Annotated in this window: 13 protein-coding genes; 9 read left to right on the top strand and 4 right to left on the bottom strand. The window is 38.5% G+C overall.

What is annotated here, in order from left to right; genetic code table 11:
- The first annotated feature begins 28 nt into the window (after positions 1–28).
- Positions 29–754, top strand: coding sequence for a YoaK family protein (locus AC59HC_RS07765; RefSeq protein ID WP_496558393.1), 726 nt, complete (start codon positions 29–31; stop codon positions 752–754).
- Between the two features lie 49 nt (positions 755–803).
- Here the strand turns inward: AC59HC_RS07765 and AC59HC_RS07760 are convergent, their stop codons facing one another.
- From AC59HC_RS07760 to AC59HC_RS07750, 3 genes are all read right to left on the bottom strand, one after another.
- Positions 804–1,619 (bottom strand): DUF4249 domain-containing protein, encoded by an 816-nt coding sequence (locus AC59HC_RS07760; protein WP_496558392.1) that lies wholly within the window; start codon positions 1,617–1,619, stop codon positions 804–806.
- A 3-nt stretch (positions 1,620–1,622) separates the two neighbouring features.
- Complete coding sequence (locus AC59HC_RS07755) at positions 1,623–3,953, bottom strand: TonB-dependent receptor (RefSeq protein WP_496558391.1); 2,331 nt, start codon at positions 3,951–3,953, stop codon at positions 1,623–1,625.
- A gap of 323 nt (positions 3,954–4,276) precedes the next feature.
- Positions 4,277–5,260, bottom strand: coding sequence for a helix-turn-helix transcriptional regulator (locus AC59HC_RS07750; protein WP_496558390.1), 984 nt, complete (start codon positions 5,258–5,260; stop codon positions 4,277–4,279).
- 197 nt (positions 5,261–5,457) lie between these two features.
- Here AC59HC_RS07750 and AC59HC_RS07745 point away from each other — a divergent pair, with 197 nt between their 5' ends.
- The 5 genes from AC59HC_RS07745 to AC59HC_RS07725 all read left to right on the top strand — a co-directional run bounded on the left by AC59HC_RS07745 (position 5,458) and on the right by AC59HC_RS07725 (position 12,063).
- On the top strand, positions 5,458–6,177 hold the full coding sequence (locus AC59HC_RS07745; RefSeq protein ID WP_496558389.1) for a DUF6796 family protein: 720 nt from the start codon (positions 5,458–5,460) through the stop codon (positions 6,175–6,177).
- Between the two features lie 156 nt (positions 6,178–6,333).
- Positions 6,334–6,936 carry a TlpA family protein disulfide reductase gene (locus AC59HC_RS07740; protein ID WP_496558388.1) on the top strand — a complete coding sequence of 201 codons (603 nt, stop codon included), beginning with the start codon at positions 6,334–6,336 and terminating at the stop codon, positions 6,934–6,936.
- Positions 6,937–6,945: 9 nt separating this feature from the next.
- Complete coding sequence (locus AC59HC_RS07735) at positions 6,946–7,437, top strand: SMI1/KNR4 family protein (RefSeq protein ID WP_496558387.1); 492 nt, start codon at positions 6,946–6,948, stop codon at positions 7,435–7,437.
- A 75-nt stretch (positions 7,438–7,512) separates the two neighbouring features.
- A complete protein-coding gene (locus AC59HC_RS07730) occupies positions 7,513–8,301 on the top strand; it encodes an SDR family oxidoreductase (RefSeq protein ID WP_496558386.1) in 789 nt (262 codons plus the stop codon).
- Positions 8,302–8,577: 276 nt separating this feature from the next.
- On the top strand, positions 8,578–12,063 hold the full coding sequence (locus tag AC59HC_RS07725; protein WP_496558385.1) for a glycosyltransferase family 117 protein: 3,486 nt from the start codon (positions 8,578–8,580) through the stop codon (positions 12,061–12,063).
- A 62-nt stretch (positions 12,064–12,125) separates the two neighbouring features.
- Here AC59HC_RS07725 and AC59HC_RS07720 read toward each other — a convergent pair whose 3' ends face one another.
- Positions 12,126–12,938 (bottom strand): helix-turn-helix transcriptional regulator, encoded by an 813-nt coding sequence (locus AC59HC_RS07720; RefSeq protein WP_496558384.1) that lies wholly within the window; start codon positions 12,936–12,938, stop codon positions 12,126–12,128.
- A gap of 130 nt (positions 12,939–13,068) precedes the next feature.
- On the opposite strand from AC59HC_RS07720, the gene AC59HC_RS07715 reads away from it, so the two are divergent.
- The 3 genes from AC59HC_RS07715 to AC59HC_RS07705 are packed head-to-tail and all read left to right on the top strand — an operon-like array spanning position 13,069 to position 17,045.
- Positions 13,069–14,391, top strand: coding sequence for a TolC family protein (locus AC59HC_RS07715; RefSeq protein WP_496558383.1), 1,323 nt, complete (start codon positions 13,069–13,071; stop codon positions 14,389–14,391).
- Positions 14,392–14,395: 4 nt separating this feature from the next.
- A complete protein-coding gene (locus tag AC59HC_RS07710) occupies positions 14,396–15,460 on the top strand; it encodes an HlyD family secretion protein (protein ID WP_202843129.1) in 1,065 nt (354 codons plus the stop codon).
- Positions 15,453–17,045 (top strand): efflux MFS transporter permease, encoded by a 1,593-nt coding sequence (locus AC59HC_RS07705; protein ID WP_238349694.1) that lies wholly within the window; start codon positions 15,453–15,455, stop codon positions 17,043–17,045. The genes AC59HC_RS07710 and AC59HC_RS07705 overlap by 8 nt, the downstream gene beginning before the upstream one ends.
- Positions 17,046–17,181 lie beyond the last annotated feature (136 nt).

The raw sequence follows: 17,181 nt of genomic DNA, 5'->3' as shown, positions 1-17,181 counted from the left end.
GAAGGAGAAGCCCCTATAGAAATTTAAAATGTTCAGACACAGAGGGAAAAACAGAACCTATTTTCACAATCTTAAGCTTGCATCAGTACTTTCATTTGTTGCAGGGATAGTGAATATTGCAGGTGTTTTATCTGTGAAAGTGCTTACTACGAATATAACCGGACATTTTGCCTTCTTTTCTGAAGAAATTCTTCTCGATCATTACAACAAGGCACTCACTTATTTTATCTTTATTATATGTTTTCTGGGAGGAGCATTTTCATCCAGTTTTATGGTTGAGTTTTCGTCCGGACACAAAATGTTCCGTCCGCATCTCATTCCTTTGATCACCGAAATTCTGATTTTAGGTTTTGTGGGAATAACAGGTGAGGAAACATTGAAACTCTCAATATCTCCCTATGCAATTGCCGGGCTTTTGCTTTTTGCAATGGGGGTTCAGAACTCACTGGTAACAAGAGTATCACAATCTGTGGTAAGAACCACTCATCTTACGGGCTTATTTACTGATCTGGGAATAGAGCTTTCAAAACTTTTTTTTAAGGAAAGGGAAAACGAAAAGAGGCAGCTTAAAAAAAATATCGCCCTGAAACTGGTGGTTATCGCCTGCTTTTTTGCAGGATGTATGATTGGCGGTTTTGTGTACAGCATGATTCAGCTTAAAACGCTGCTTGTAACTGCGGGATTGCTCTTTGGCGTAATCAGGTATGATAAGTTCCTGTACCGGTATTACGCTTTAAAAAGGAAATTCAGATAGAATACAATAAAAGAAGGATATTCCGTTGTTGGGAATATCCTTTTTAAATTTATGGCGTTACAGGCTGGATCACAAAAGTTTCCGTATCTGTTGTGTGGGCTGAAAAATAGCCTAATGCTCCGTTGCTGATATTACTCGGAGGATTAGCTGGAGTAGCAGTTCCGCCGTTGCCGCCCGAAATCTGAAGCAATGCACTGTAATAAGTGAACACATTGGTGTCGATAGACTGCATTTCCACATGGATTTTGTCTCCCGGCACTACTTCATGGTCGCGGCCCTTGTTATCGTCATTGGGAAGAATCAGAGGCTGTTGGTTCGGTAAGCCGTTATTGACATTGTCTGAAAAAGTATTCATGTATTTTTTAGGCAAATCATTAATCGTAAAACTAAAAAGATAACGGTTTCCTAGTGGCATCGGGTCTGTAAAGAGTGGTAAAAGAGTGTAGGTGGTCTTATCACCAAATTTAAAAGAACTCTGTTGCAGTCCGTCAAAATATACTACTTCAGGCATTGTACTCTGAGCTGTATATTGTTTTCCTTCTGCCTGTATTTTTAATGTATACGTTCTTCCGGGCGTACCTACAAAAGTAGTGGTCTGATACATTCCGTTTCCTGTATAGTGAAGCGTTTCAGTCTGGCCTGTATCATCGCTTAAAACCACCTGGGCTCCGGTTACTGCCGGATACTGATTAGGTTCTGAAAACCCAACGGACTTTGTGATTTTTACAGTATAAGGTCCTGACTGATTGGTTACATTGCCTTCAATGACAATATTCCCGCTCTGATCGTTCAGATCCAGGTCTATTTCCTTTTCACAGGAGGTTAAGGCAAAGAGGGAAACTATGATATAAAAAGTATTTTTCATGAGTTAGAATTTGAAATTATAAGTGATATTAGGGACCCATCGGAATAAGGAGGTCTGCATGGCACGTGTTGTTCCCGGGCGGTCAGGATTGTCTTCAAAATTGATGGTATAAGCATTTTCTCTGCCGTACAGGTTGTAAATACCAAATGTCCATGAACCACGGAACCGCTTATTGGAACTTGGTTCATAAGTCGCACTCAGATCCATTCTGTGATATGCAGGCATTCTGTCTGCATTTCTGTTGCTGTACTGGAAGACTGTTTGTCCGTTCAGCTCATATTTTCCGGTAGGGAAGGTAACTGCATTTCCGGTACTGTATACAAATAATCCTGAAAAACTCCATTTCGGATTAAGCTGATACGTTGCAACGACGGATAAATCGTGGGTTTTATCCATTCTGGCGTTATACCATTCATTATTATTGATTCCGTTGATCTTTCTTTCTGTTTTAGAAAGGGTATAGGAGATCCATCCTGTCAGTTTTCCGCTCTTCTTTTTGGCGATAAGTTCCAGACCGTAGGCTCTTCCTTTTCCGAACAGCAACTCGCTTTCTACATCAGCTCCTGTGTCAAAACCAATCTGAGCACCATTTTTGAAATCGATCTGGTTTTTCATGTCTTTATAATAGACCTCAGCGTTCAATTCGTAATTATTGTTGTTGAAGTTTCTGCTGTATCCTAAACTGATCTGATCTGCAATTTCCGGTTTTACCGTATAGCTGCTTCCTATCCACTGATCGGTAGGATTTCCACTGTTGCTGTTGCTTAAGAGGTGAAGATTCTGAGTGTTCCTGGAATAACCTGCTTTTACACTGCTCACTTCGTTGATGCGGTAGTTGGCGCTGATACGCGGTTCAATATTCACATAGGTCTTCCCGAATTTTCCTTTCTCTAAAAATTTACTGTCGGTAAGCACACCGTTTTCATAGGTATTGAAAGTATCTCCTCCCAATATACTGAACATGGAAAGCCTTGCTCCATAATTGATGGTCAGCTTTTCCGTTGCTTTATAATCATCATTAATGTAAACGGCATTTTCCCACGAGTATCTCGGATTTCTGGCAAAACTGCTCACGGTGGTACCGGAAGCACTGCTCGGAGTAAGGGTATGATAAATAGACTGCAGACCGAAACGTACAGAATGCTTATTTCCGGCAAACCAGGTAAAATCCTGCTTAAGATTCCAGTCACGGATTTTTGAATTTAAATCAAATACCGTATCATCATTTTTCAGACTGATCTTATAGTCATAATTACTGTAAATAAATGAAGTATTGGAGAATAGCTTACTGCTGATGATGCTGTTCCATCTCAAAGTGGCCGTCGTATTTCCCCAGTCTGTATTGAAAGTATCTCCCAATCCCAGAACATCTCTTCCAAAATACCCGGACAGGTAAATACGGTTGTTTTCGTTGATCTGATAATTGGCTTTCAGGTTCAGATCGTAAAAATATAATTTGTTGTCTTTATAATCTTTATTGGCTTTAAGAAAAAGATCCGCATACGTTCTTCTTCCCGAAACAATGAATGATGATTTTTCCTTTTGAATAGGCCCTTCCACACTCAGCCTGCTGCTGATAAGTCCGATTCCTCCGTTAACGTTATAATCTTTGTTGTTTCCGTCCTTCATTTTAACATCCAATACAGAAGAAAGACGTCCTCCGTATTGTGCGGGGCTGTTTCCTTTGATAATGCTGGCATCTTTCAGGGCGTCACTGTTGAATGTACTGAAAAAACCAAGAAGGTGAGAGGCATTATAAACAGGAGCTTCATCCAGCAGGATCAGGTTTTGGTCGGTAGCACCTCCTCTTACACTGAATCCGCTGCTTCCTTCACCGTTACTTTTAATCCCGGGTAAAAGCTGTATGGTTTTCATGACATCTTTTTCACCAAAAAGTACAGGAAGTTTCTCTATATTTTTAATACTTAACGTTTCTGCTCCCATTTGAGCTGAGGTCAGGTTTTTATCCTTTTTGATACCCGTTATCACCACCTCATCAATGGCTTTTTCTACAGATTCTGATGGAAGCAGCGGAAGATCGAGCTTTATATTTTGATCCACATTGATCTTCTGTTCAAAATCCTGATATCCCGGGTAGGAAATAATCAGGGTATAATTTCCTTCAGGTAATGAAAGAGAATAAAATCCATATTCGTTGGCAACAACATTAATGGTGGGATCTTCGCTTACTTTTACAGAGACTCCGATGAGCAATTCCCCGTTTTTTTTGTCTTTCACGGTTCCACTTACGGAATACGTTTGTTGGGCCATTGCCAGTGTACTGAAGCAGAGCGCAGCGGTGGCAGCGGTAATTTTTAGAAAGGATGTTTGCATTAGTTTATTTTAAAGTAGTAGATCTCTTGTCTATGAGTTAATGTTTTGATACTGTTCAATGAGTTGGATGAATAGGGGATTTGTTACAGGTAACAAATTAATTATGAAATAAATCCATTGGAAAAGCAGACTTCAGGAAATGATAATGGCAAGGATAAAAGAGGACTGTCAGATAAAAAGCAGTATTATGCATTGGATATTAATTTATTGTTGTTTTTTTGGTAGATTTTATTGAAAAACAAATTATTAACGACTGTTATTTAGTTTTTATTATTACCCGGAATTAAAAAAATACAAATAAGCTTTTACAAGACTGTACGATGCTATCTGCTTCTGAGCCGGCTTGGCAGGATATTGAATTTTCGTTTAAATGCTGATGAAAAATGTCTCGGATTTTTATAGCCGATATGATCAGAAATTTCACTGATATTCAGATCGCTGTCGAGAAGCATTTTTTTGGCCTGCTCCATTTTGAGATCATTCCAGAATCCGAAAACGGTAGTCCCGAAGAGCTCTTTGAATCCTTTCTTTAAAGTAAATTCGTTGGTTCCTACCAGATGGGCAAGATCATTCAGAGAACTATCTGCATTCAGGTTTTTTACAATATAATCCCTCACAGCGTACATTTTCTCTATATCTTTTTTCTGAAGAGAAGAAGATGAGGATTCACTGTCAAAAAACTGTTCAAGCTGCAACAGAAGAAGTTCATTTACTTTAGCTTCAAGATAAATTCGTTTGAAAGCCCCTTTTCTGTTGCAAAGAATGATGTCGTTCAGAATCTGATACATATCATGGGTGATGCGGATATGCTCAGTCTGAATGAGAGATGAATTCTGCTTGTCAATCGAATTTCTGAATATTTCAAACAGTCCTGAATACTCAGGTAGAAATTTTTTAAAGAACTCAGGAGCAAGATTGATTTCGAATACATACATTTCCGGACCTTCGAATTCCATCCTGCCTTCCATATGATGGGCATAAATAATATTGTGCTGGTAGTTATCAAACACTATTGTTTTTTGAAAGTTACCCGAAATGGCTTTGCTTTTTCCTTTCAGGGTAAAATGCATTTCTACCGAATCAAAATCACTCTCAAGGTACAATTGAAGCGGTTTATTCAATACAATATTCCCAAAACTGATGTGGACATGGGTAAAGCTTATTTCGTGATAAAAACCATTTCCATAAGGAGGAGTCAGCTGGGTAATGGATTCCTGGATGCCTCCATCATCTAAGAAATAAGAGGAAGGATAATCCCGCTCCATAAGCATGTTTCCAAAGTTTTCATCATATAGCCGTACTGTCATTTCCTTTTGTTTGTTTGAATTTCCTTTTTACGGACTTTTTATTCCGTTTTACAGACCCTTTCTGTTGAATGTTTAGACTAAGTTTGCACAAAGGTAATGATTATTTAGAATCGTTCTTAATAATTAAATTGCTTTTAAATAAAAGAAAGAAATAATGAAACGATGTACATCTTATATACAATTAATTATTAAAAATTATGAAATATTCAGGTAAAATAAACTGGTCTTTTGCTGCAGCAATAGCAGTGTCAATATGTTGGATTATTGGTGATATTTACGTTGCCGGATTTGATCCAGATCCATCAGATTATCCTTTGTTTTCAAAAACCTATGCAGATCAGGTAAATCTGGAATTTGCAACTTTAATGCTGGAAGGTTCCACTCCAAGGCTGATGTTTGGAGCTTTGATTGGTGCTCTTACCGGGCCTTTACTGCTTCCTGCCACGTGGCTGGTGTATCAGTTTTTCAAAGACACTCAAAAATGGTATGCAGTCTTTGTGTATTGGATCTTACTGGCAGGGGCGGTTTTATCACCTTTAGGACATGCCGGATTTTTCTATGTGGGGGAGATTTATAAAGCAGTTTATCATACAGACTCTGTCTCTCACCCTTATCTTCTGGAGATGGGAAGAGGTTTCATGAAAATGCTGAACATTGCCTGGGGAACAGCTATTGGTATACTGGCAGTGGGATGGATTTCCTTTGCTGTTTGTATTCTTTTCAATAAAACCCTGTTGCCGGGGTGGATGGCTCTGCTGACACCATTTGCCCTTACTTTGTTTATCATTCCTATAAAAAATCTTTTACCGCTTCCTTTTTCAGGATGGGTAGGAGGAGCCATATTCAATATTGCCTATCTGACATTTTTCAGTTCACTGCTTTTCTTTTTCAGAAAGAAATTGCTGAACAGGATTTAGCTATAAAAAATATGACCATGATCTTAACTTGAAATAAATGGAGAGGAAAGCCTTTAAATCTTAGAATTTAAAGGCTTTTTTACATTAAAAACTATCTTTTTGGGAATATTGATCGGAATATTAACCTTATATTGGCTGGGAATTAAGCGGAAGAATATGAAAAATCTGAAGATCTGGTTAAGAAAAAATGCTTCTACGGCAGTACTTACCGTATTGTTTATTATCGTTTTGGTGAATAAAGATGCAAAGGCATGGCTGATGAGGCAGGTGGCTTCCACCGGAATTCTCAATTCCAGCATATCAGAACCACAAAAAAAACAGAATAATGCAGCCAAAGTTTCCTATGCCGGATTGATGCTGAAAAATGAAGAAGGAAAAATTGTAGATACTTCTGCTTTACAGAACAAAGTGGTCTTTATTAACTTTTGGGCATCGTGGTGCCCTCCGTGCCGTGCTGAGTTTCCGTCTGTTCAGAAACTATATGACCGGTACAAAAGCAATCCCGATATGGTATTTATTACAGTGAACCTTGATGATACTTCTGCTCCTGGAAAATCTTATTTAAAGGAAAAAGGTTTTACAGTTCCTTTTCTTACACCGGCTGGAAATATACCTGATGCATTGTATAGTGGTTCATTGCCAACGACTGTTGTATTAGATAAAAAAGGAGAGATCCGTTTGCATCATAAAGGGCTGGCAGATTATAGTAAAGATTCATTTTATAAACAAATTGATGAATTGTTGAAAGAAAAGCCATAATTTTTAATAATGATGATTCCCTTTATACTGCCTGCTCCTACTGCAATAGAAAATGAAATCCTTAAAGAAAAAAGCGCCGTGCAGAACTTTCCAAAGGTTATAGATTTTCCTTTCTCTGAAAACTATAAAAGGCTGGTTACTCAAATAAAAACAACAGAAATCTCTTCTGAAACCATTCTGTACAATTCAGTGGATGCAGTCAATGAAAATAAAGAATTTAACTTGCCGGAGTACTGGTGTTTTGCTGGCAACGGACAAGGTGACCGATGGTTTCTGGATAGGGATCAGAAGGTTTTTTTCTATGATCATGATGATGACGGGAAGCTGAAGCCGATGCATATTGATTTTGAAGAATGGCTGCAAATGGCATTCATTATCGGTCAGCTGGATGACTGTTTTGATCAATATGACCATATCCCGGAGCTGGTTCGGCAAGAGTTTTATAAAACCCTGAATACCATTCATCCTACATTAAGTGATGTGTATCCGTTTACATTGTAACGCTGGTTTCTACCCGTAATAATCTGAAGTTTTTTCTTACATTTATCTATACCAATTACAACATCCAAAGATCTTATGAATATTCAACTCTTTTCAAAAAATGCTTTAGTAGGAGGGGCAACCCAGGGAATTGGTGCCGGAATTGCCATTGAATTGGCAAAATGCGGAGCCAATGTTACCGTTATGGCTCGTAATGAAGCCAAACTTAAAGACTTTGTTTCATCTCTGCCGGTCATCAATACTGATCAGAACCATGGATATCTGGTAGCAGATTTTTCAGATTTTGAAAGTTATAAGAAAATTATAGGAAGATTTTTTAATAATCATTCTGTAGATATTCTGGTGAATAATACCAACGGTCCGGAACCCGGCCTGGCAGCTGATAAAAACCCGGATGATTATCAGAAAGCATTTGATCTTCTTTTTAAAACCGTTTGTGAAACAACATTGCTGGCTTTGCCTCATATGATCCAACAGAAAAAAGGGCGTATTATTAATGTTTCTTCTCTTTCAGTAAAAGAACCGATCGGAAATCTGGCCTTGTCCAATTCTATCCGTTCAGCAGTAATTGCGTGGGCCAAAACGCTTTCCAACGAAATTGCACAGCATAATATCACGGTAAATAATGTCTTAACAGGATATTTCGATACTGAAAGAATTCAGAAACTGGTAGCTCATGAAGCGCAGCAAAGTGGCAATTCTGAAGAAGAAATAAAAAAGGCGAGGGAAAATAAGATTCCGATGAAAAGATTCGGACAGCCTGAGGAATATGGTCATCTCGTGGCTTTTCTGGCTTCGGAATATTCAAATTATCTTACCGGAACAAGTATTCCTTTGGATGGAGGATTGAATAATACGTATTAAAAATTTACCATTTAAGAAATATAAATTCTTTTAAACCGCAAAAGTCACAAAAGTTTTTGAATTTGTTTCTAAGCTTTCTATTTTGAGTGTTAAAGTACACTTAAGTTATTTGAAATCTTTGCTTTACTTCTTCTTATATGAACTTTTTGCAGCAATGTTTTTAAACTTAATTAGACTACGCCAAGACTTTTATGACTTTTGTGGTTTGAGAATAAAACAAGGTAAATGTAATAAACCCTTTGTTTCAGTTGTCATATACATATTGGAAAATATGATATGAAAAACTGGTCTTTTAAAAAATGGAACACCGTACTGGGATGGTTCCTTTTCGCTATTGCGCTTATTACTTATCTTTCAACGATAGAACATTCTTTGAGTTTCTGGGACTGCGGAGAATATATCTCTTCAGCTGTAAAGCTGGAGGTAACGCATGCCCCGGGAGCCGCTTTATTCCAGATTGTGGGAGCGGCAGCGAGTATTTTTGCATTGGGAAATACTGAAAATTATGCTGTGGTGATCAATGCCATGTCGGCGTTATTCAGTGCATTTACCATTCTGTTGCTGTTCTGGACGATCACCCATTTTTTAAGACGGCTTTTGCATAAAGACTTTGAAGAGATTACAAAACATCAGGAAATCTCTATCCTTTTTGCCGGAGCTATCGGGGCCTTATGCTTTACCTTTTCAGATACCTTTTGGTTTTCGGCTGTAGAAGGTGAGGTGTACGCAATGGCTTCACTGTTTATTGCGTTGCTGGTATGGCTCATCACGAAATGGGAAAACGAATATAAAGCTATTGACAGTGAGAGATGGGTCATCCTTATTTTCTTTATCACAGGGCTTTCCGTAGGAGTACATATGATGTGTATGCTGGCTGTTCCGGCCATATGCCTGGTGTATTACGCCCGTAATTATACCTTTTCCTGGAAAAGTTTTATCATAGCGAATCTTGTTACTTTGGGAATTCTTGCCTTTGTGTTCAAGATTATTTTCCCTTTGATTATGACCCTCTTTGGACAGCTTGAAATTTTCTTTGTGAACGGTTTAGGACTCCCTTTTCATTCAGGGACAATTGCAGCGTTTGTTCTTATGTCCGTAATAAGTTATCTCCTGATTCAATATGCCAGAAAAACCAAAAAGAAGGTATATCAGACTGTGGTTTTATCCCTTGTCTATATGATCATTGGTTTTTCCTGCTGGCTGGTGATTCCCATCAGAGCCAATGCGAATCCACCGATGAATCTTAATGATCCGGATACCGCGATCGGAATGAGAGATTATTATAACAGGGTTCAATATGGTGACTGGCCTACGATTTACGGGCAGAATTATACCGCTTTTCTCGACAAAAACGGGCTGGAAAAAGAGGAAGACGGAAGTTATAAAAGAGACATCACCGGAGATATTTATGAAAAAGATGAAAAAACCGGAACTTACAGAAAAACCGGAGAAAGATTCAACTATGTTTTTAATAAATCTCACATAAGTTTTATGCCAAGGATGTTCAATGAAGATAAAGAAGTGATGGCTAATTATATCTCATTGTATGGAGCTCCTGATTTTACCTTCAATTACGATAATGAAGATGTGGCAGACAATCCTGAGGCTAAACGTATTTTTGAAGAACTGAGAGCAAAATATGAAGGAGATTCTATCACTGCAGAAGATTATCTGAAAGTAAAACCTTATGATCTGATTAAGGTACAGCGCCCTTCATTTGCTCAGAATATGGATTATTTTATTTCTTTCCAGAACGGATATTACTTTGTGCGATACCTGATGTGGAATTTTGTTGGAAGACAGAACGATCTTCAGGGACATATGGAAAATACCAACGGGAACTGGATTTCAGGATTTTCTTTTATTGATAATGCTCTGTTGGGTGATCAGGATCATATGCCTGCTCAATTTAAAAATGAAAGTACCGTAAAGTTTTTCTTTTTACCATTGATTCTGGGTTTGATTGGTTTCTTTTTCCAGCTGAACAGAGATTTTGGAAGATTTTATGCCATACTTTCACTGTTTATTCTGACCAGTGTGGGAATTGTTTTCTATACCGGAGTAAAACCGTTTGAAGTGCGGGAAAGAGACTATGCCATGGTAGGTTCATTCTATGCCTTTGCCGTGTGGATTGGTCTGGGAGCCGGAGCCATCCTTTGGCTGATTCAGTCTAAGATTAAATCCAATGCAGCCAACATTATACTGGGAGCTGTATTGCTGGGAATCCCTTTTATGATGGGATTCCAGAATTATACTTCCCATGACAGAAGCAAAAAAACGGCAGCCCGCGATTATGCCTATTCATTTTTACGGTCATTGCCTAAACATGGTATCATTTTTATTTATGGTGATAATGATACTTTTCCGGTGTGGGCTATTCAGGAAACAGAAAGATTCAGGGATGATGTGAAAACGGTCAATTTTACCCTTTTAGCCACTCCATGGAATATTGATCAGGTGAAAAGAAGAACCTACAATGCCATGGGAATTCCGGGTGAGCTGACCCATGAAGAATATAGAGACGGTGTCAATGATCAGGTGTATCTGATGAAAAAAGAAGATTGGGAAGGACTTTTCCAGATGCTGAAAGAACAGGGAGCGCCGGAAACGGCTTTCCAGGAGTTCAGAAAATATCTGACTCAGGATTCAATGATCCTGAAGGATGCTATAAAATTTCTGAAATTACAATCGTCCGAAAAAGATGAATTGCTGAAAATGTACTTCGGCGAACAACAATATGAAAAATACAATATTATTCCTGTCAGTAAATTTATTCTTCCTGTCAACAAAGAAAATGCCGTAAAAGCAGGAATTATTAAGCAGTCCGATCTTCCGGGTACTGTGGATCAGATTATAATCAATTATGAAGCGAATACCCTTTATAAAAGCAATCTGATGATGCTGGATATGCTGGCCAATTTCGACTGGAAGCGCCCGATAAGTTTCTCTTCAGGCGGAATGTATGAAAGCGAAAATATCTTTTATCTGGATGAATATCTGCAGTTTGACGGTTTCAGCTACAGATTGGTTCCCATTCATACGCCTCAGGGGCCTGATGGAGACAAAGGAAGGGTAGATGCCCAATCTCTTTATCAGGTGGTGAAAAATTTCAGATGGGGAAATTTTAAAGATCTGAGTATTTATTATGATGAAACAGCTACGTCAAATATTTTGGGCTACAGAATGTCGGTGAGTAGAGCTGTATCTGCACTTGTGGCAAGCGGGCAGAAAGCGAAAGCACTCGAGTTACTGGAACTTGCAGCAAAAGAAATTCCTGCTGAAAAATACAACGATCCACGTTCACTGAGCGCCATGGTTACCGGATATATTGTTGCAGGGCAGGAGCAAAAAGGTCTTCAGCTTGCAGAAATGCTCAAAAAAGGAATATTTGAAGAATATGATTATTACCAGAATCTTTCTCCTTCATTTAAAGCAATGGCGAAAAGACAGATGAGGTCCAAGCCGATGGAATATGCATTGGTGGTTTCTGCTGTTACTGAAGGCTACAAAAAGCTTGGGCAAAATGAAAAAGCACATGCGTATCTTTTAAAAGCAATGGAGCCTATCGACAAAAAATTCAATATCTTCATAAAAGGTCTGCAGCAGATGGGTAAAGAAAAAGCAATAAAAGAGTCTGAAAATGTACGCCAGATTGCTCCCTTTTATCAGTATCTGTTTAATGTTATGGAACCTTTTGATTCCACCTATTCCAGGAAAAAAGAAATTGAGATTACCAATGTGATGATGAAAGTGACACAGTAATAATCAGTGATAAAGCCTTTAAGCATAATGTTTAAAGGCTTTTATTTAATTCAGGGTCCAATTTAATCTGTAAAATTCTGAATGGCTTTATTGCTCTTCCTTAAATCAGAAGGTCTGGATTGGGTAAACTCATGGAAGGTGTCGCTAAAGGCACTGATAGAGCTGTATCCAACGTCATCCGCTATTTCATTGATAGGCTTATCGGTATTTAAAAGCAGTTCAATGGCTTTAATGATTCTTAATGTTTTCAGGTACTGCAGAAAAGAAATGTCCATATCCGCTTTGAAAAGACGCGACAAAGAGCGTTCACTCAAACCAAATTTACTGCTTACATTAGCCAGAGTCAGTTTTTCTCCGATATTCCATTCCAGATAAGATACGATTTTCATCATCTGTTTGTTATGAGTGGCAGGAAGAATAATAGGTAATGGCTGTTGATGGGTTTTGGGAAGGATCTTTTTTAATGCTACCAGAAATTCAAAGTTTTCATCTTTTGCAGTTACATGCTTTTCATCCCATATTTCAGAATATTTGATCATCTGAATCAGCAGTTCGGATGCAGGGTATATTCCTAATCTGTTATAAAAAGGATCTGAAAAATCATCGTGGGCATAAAAATAAAGGGAACGCAGGACTGTGGCTGTATGTCCGATCTCTAAAATATGTTCCATTCCCTGCGGAATCCAGAAAAAGTGTCTTGCCGGAACCACATAGGTCCTGTTGTCAATCGTAATATAGGCGATACCCCCTTCCACATAGCTCAGCTGTCCTTTTGTATGCTTGTGAAAAGGAATCAGTTTTTCAGATTTTTCGTGCATGACAAATACACTTTTATCGTCTTTATCAATATCAGGAAGCGCAGCAATTAATCCCATAAAAATTTAAAATACCAATAAGAATACAAATATAATCATTTGGCCGGAATCATGTAAAAGTTGACTATTTTAGATAAATAAAATTTCCGGATTGCCAATAAATTTGCAGTGCAATAATTCAAAAATTCAAATGAAAATTTATGTCGCCGGATTGCTGATGTTTGGAGTTTTCTCCATCGTATCAGCGCAGACTGGCAGTCCAGCAAAGGATACCATACGACTCTCCCTGAAGGAAGCATGGCAGAAAGCGGAGGAAAACAGCCGCCATATCAGAATCAATACAATCAACGTAGACATTGCCGAAGCCGAAGTAAAAGACGCTAAAAGAGAGCGACTCCCGGAAATAGAAATTAAAGGTTCTGCAGAAAAAGCTTCCAACATTCCTATCTATGAAAACGGAATCTTTTCCAAACCAACCCAGCATGAAGTTATCCATACGCTTTACAGAGCCGGAGCAGATTTTTATCTGAATATTTATAACGGAAACAAACTGAATCTTAAGATTAAGGAAAATCAAACGCTTCAGAAAATTAAGGATATCCGGAAAGAACAGTCCGTTTCAGATATTCACTACAAAACAGCATCACTTTATCTGGAATTACAGAAAACCTTAATTTTCAGAGATCTTATCAAGCAGGATATTGATGATCAGAAAACACAATTAAAAGAAATACAGACTCTTTATAAAAACGGAGTGGTTTTAAAAAGTGATGTTTTAAGGATTGAACTTGAACTTTCAAAACGAAAAATGGCACTGGTGACCATAGAAAATGATATCCTCATCGCCATGCAGAAACTGAATATTATTCTTGGAATTCCGGATGAACAGGTTGTTATTCCTGAAGCGCCGTTTAATCAGTGGAATGAGAATACAACGTACAACGAATACCTGAAACTGGCACTGGATCATTCCTTTGATTACCATGTTTCTGAACAGCAGACAGCGCTGAGTATTATCAAACTGAAACAGGTAAAAGCGAATGTAAGACCTAAAATAGGGATGTATGGCGAATTTTATTATGCCAATCCACAGATTTTTCTCTATCCGTACAATCCGTATTGGTATTCATTGGGGATTGTGGGAATTAAAGCTTCATTTTCCATCTCTTTCCTTTACCACAATACCCACAAAGTAAAGGCAGCCCAGCTTGAATTTGAAAAAGAAGAGGAAGTGCACAGGGATACGGAGGATAAAGTAAGACAGCAGGTGAAAGAAGCTTATTTAAGGTACCAGGAAGCTTTGGAACAGATAAAAGTGGCAGAAGCCAATGTCGCTCAGGCAAAGGAAAATGCACGTATTATCAAAAATACTTACTTCAACCAGACTTCTCTTATTACAGAATTGCTGGATGCAGATATACAGCTGCTTCAGACAAAATTTGAACTGGAAGCGGCTAAAATTATGGCACAGAACAATTATTATTTATTACAAAATATTACAGGCGTTTTATAAAACAATGAAAAAAAAATACACTCCCACCGATAGAATGATCACGAAGATCACAGGATGGATTTCAGTTGTAATCGTTGCTGCACTTGCAGTGTGGGGCGGGTTTACCTTAAAAAATTATTATGCCTATGAGCAGACTAATGATGCGCAGGTTCAGGAATATGTAAATCCTATTATTTCAAGAGCCGGAGGATTTATTGTTGCCGTGAAATTTGAAGAAAATCAGGAAGTAAAAAAGGGCGATACTCTTTTAATTATTGATAACCGTGAATATGTCCTTCAGGAAAAACAGACTCAGGCAGCCCTTCAGAAAGCCCGTGCCCAGCTGAGAGTATTGGAAAGTACTACAGGAACTACAGAAAAGGAAGCTGCCGCAGCGATGGCCCAGGTGGATGCCAATAAAGCAAAAGTCTGGAAACAGCAGCTTGATTATAACAGGTATAAAAAGCTGTATGATGAAGAATCTGCTACCAGACAGCGACTTGAAGATGTGAAAGCAACACTGGATGTCAACGAAAGTGATTATAAATCTTCGCAGGATAATTATGCAGCTTCTGTATCCAAGATTAATGATATAAGGGCAGAAAAAGCCGTTGTTCTGGCAGAAATTGCAAGACTGGAAGCATTGCTGGACCGTCACAAACTAGACGTAAGCTATACCGCTGTTACTGCTGCTTATGATGGAAGAATGGGACGACGAACCGTAGAAGTAGGGCAGATGATTGATGCCGGAGAAACGCTGGCATTCATTGTCAATAATGAAACTGATAAATGGGTAGTGGCTAATTATAAAGAAACCCAGATCAGGGATATGCATATCGGCGATCATGTGAAAATTGTTGCTGATTCTTATCCGGACAAAGAATTCCAGGGAACGATTATTTCCCTTTCTCCTGCAACAGGTTCAAGTTTTTCTTTGCTTCCACCGGATAACTCTACCGGGAATTATGTCAAGATTGTACAGCGTATTCCTGTGAGAATAAGACTGGATGGGCAAAGAAGCCAGATTGATGTTCTGAAAGTGGGAATGAATGTAAATGTTTATGCTAATAAAAAGCATTCCAATGGCTAAAAGACAAATGCCCTATTTCAAAAAATGGGCTCCGGAATGGTTGGTGAAAATCATTCTTTTTTCAATGACACTTCCTGGAATTATTATCTTTTTTCTCCCTTTAGCCAATATAAATGCAGCAGCAGGATATTACGGAAGTGAGCCGGCAGACATTCAGTTTTCGGTAGCATTATTTTATGCCGGGTATGTAGGTTTTTATAGCCTGGAAAGACGATTTTTCAGTTTTCTGGCTGCAAAAGAATATTTTCTTCTTTTTACCACACTGCAAATTCTGGCCTGTCTGCTATGCTATTCTACCCGTGAAATTTATATCCTGTTTCCGGTGCGTTTTATGCAGGGAATGTTGTTTGCCGGGAATGTAAACCTGTCACTAACCCTTATTTTCACCCGGCTGAGCAGTGAAAGGGGCCGGGAGATCAGCTTTTCAGTGTTTTTCGGGATCTTAATTTGTGCTTTGCCATTTAATAACCTTATAACCGCCGACCTCATAGATTCGTATAATTTTAATATTGTCTATAAAACAGCCATCTTCTCCTATCTTCCGGGACTTATTTTCCTCACCCTGGCGATGAGCAATTACAGAACCCATGCAAGATTTCATCTCTATAAACTCGACTGGCAGAGTTTTGGACTGTTCAGTACGATGCTGGTGCTCATAGGATATATAACCATTTTCGGGCAGGAATATTATTGGCTGGAGGATAACAGGATTTTGGGAAGTGTCATTGGAATTATTGTCCTGGGTGGAATATCAGTATTTCGCCAGCAGGCTATTAAAAGGCCTTATATTGATCTGCGTGTTTTCAGATACCGGAATTTTAAAGTAGGTCTGCTGATTCTTTTTGTGATGTATATATGCCGTTTTGCTTCAGGAATTGTCAATACCTATTTTGCATCGGAGCTGCATCTGGACCCATTTCATATTTCCTATATTAATATTTTCAATCTTACAGGGTTGGTTATGGGAGTCATTATTGCCTGCTGTATGGTTTTGCAGAAGAAAAATATACGGTATATCTGGGGACCGGGTTTTTTAATGCTGCTCATTTTTCATGCGGTCATGTATTATTCCTTTGATGTTCAGGCTGATGAGTTTAATTATTATATCCCGTTATTTATTCAGGGATTGGGTGTGGGATTGATTATGGTTCCGACGATTATCTTTATTATTTCGTCAGTTCCTGCAGCCATTGGCCCTTCTGCTGCGGCAACAGCATTAGCAATACGGTATCTTGGATTTTGTATCAGTATTGCCCTGATCAATTTTTTTGAACTGTTTGAGAAAAGCCGTCATTATAATGCCTTTCAGGATCATTTAAGTGCTGTCGATCCGGAAGTTAAAAGCTTTCTCCATCAGCAGACTGCTAAGCTTATTGCTCGCGGAATGCCGGAAGATAAGGCTGTTAAAGCTGCCAATAAGCTATTGATTGGCAGAATGAATGTTCAGGATCATGTCCGTTTTGCGATGGATTATTATGAAATGATGGTATGGCTTCTTGCCGCCTCACTGTTATTGATTTTCCTTTTCCCATATCTTAACCGCACTGCTCTTTATTTAAAATCACGCAGATTATCTCCTGCGTAAAGAGAATTTTAATGCTAATCATCGAAAAAGTATAGCTTGTAGCTAATTTTATAGTAGAGTGCTGAGACTGTCTGATAAGGCAGTCTCTTTTATTTTGATAAAGAATAGTAATTACTTCTGGCCGGAATTGTATGTT

The sequence above is a fragment of the Chryseobacterium sp. DZ-32 genome (genome assembly GCF_059587025.1).
Note: the sequence above shows the minus strand (reverse complement) of the source record. Positions and strands in the feature narration are given on the sequence as shown.

What these genes read in the sequence shown, in the direction of transcription:
- AC59HC_RS07765 (WP_496558393.1), top strand. Translation starts at nt 29, where the DNA reads ATGTTCAGACACAGAGGGAAAAACAGAACCTATTTTCACAATCTTAAG.
- AC59HC_RS07760 (WP_496558392.1), bottom strand. Translation starts at nt 1,619, where the DNA reads ATGAAAAATACTTTTTATATCATAGTTTCCCTCTTTGCCTTAACCTCC.
- AC59HC_RS07755 (WP_496558391.1), bottom strand. Translation starts at nt 3,953, where the DNA reads ATGCAAACATCCTTTCTAAAAATTACCGCTGCCACCGCTGCGCTCTGC.
- AC59HC_RS07750 (WP_496558390.1), bottom strand. Translation starts at nt 5,260, where the DNA reads ATGACAGTACGGCTATATGATGAAAACTTTGGAAACATGCTTATGGAG.
- AC59HC_RS07745 (WP_496558389.1), top strand. Translation starts at nt 5,458, where the DNA reads ATGAAATATTCAGGTAAAATAAACTGGTCTTTTGCTGCAGCAATAGCA.
- AC59HC_RS07740 (WP_496558388.1), top strand. Translation starts at nt 6,334, where the DNA reads ATGAAAAATCTGAAGATCTGGTTAAGAAAAAATGCTTCTACGGCAGTA.
- AC59HC_RS07735 (WP_496558387.1), top strand. Translation starts at nt 6,946, where the DNA reads ATGATGATTCCCTTTATACTGCCTGCTCCTACTGCAATAGAAAATGAA.
- AC59HC_RS07730 (WP_496558386.1), top strand. Translation starts at nt 7,513, where the DNA reads ATGAATATTCAACTCTTTTCAAAAAATGCTTTAGTAGGAGGGGCAACC.
- AC59HC_RS07725 (WP_496558385.1), top strand. Translation starts at nt 8,578, where the DNA reads ATGAAAAACTGGTCTTTTAAAAAATGGAACACCGTACTGGGATGGTTC.
- AC59HC_RS07720 (WP_496558384.1), bottom strand. Translation starts at nt 12,938, where the DNA reads ATGGGATTAATTGCTGCGCTTCCTGATATTGATAAAGACGATAAAAGT.
- AC59HC_RS07715 (WP_496558383.1), top strand. Translation starts at nt 13,069, where the DNA reads ATGAAAATTTATGTCGCCGGATTGCTGATGTTTGGAGTTTTCTCCATC.
- AC59HC_RS07710 (WP_202843129.1), top strand. Translation starts at nt 14,396, where the DNA reads ATGAAAAAAAAATACACTCCCACCGATAGAATGATCACGAAGATCACA.
- AC59HC_RS07705 (WP_238349694.1), top strand. Translation starts at nt 15,453, where the DNA reads ATGGCTAAAAGACAAATGCCCTATTTCAAAAAATGGGCTCCGGAATGG.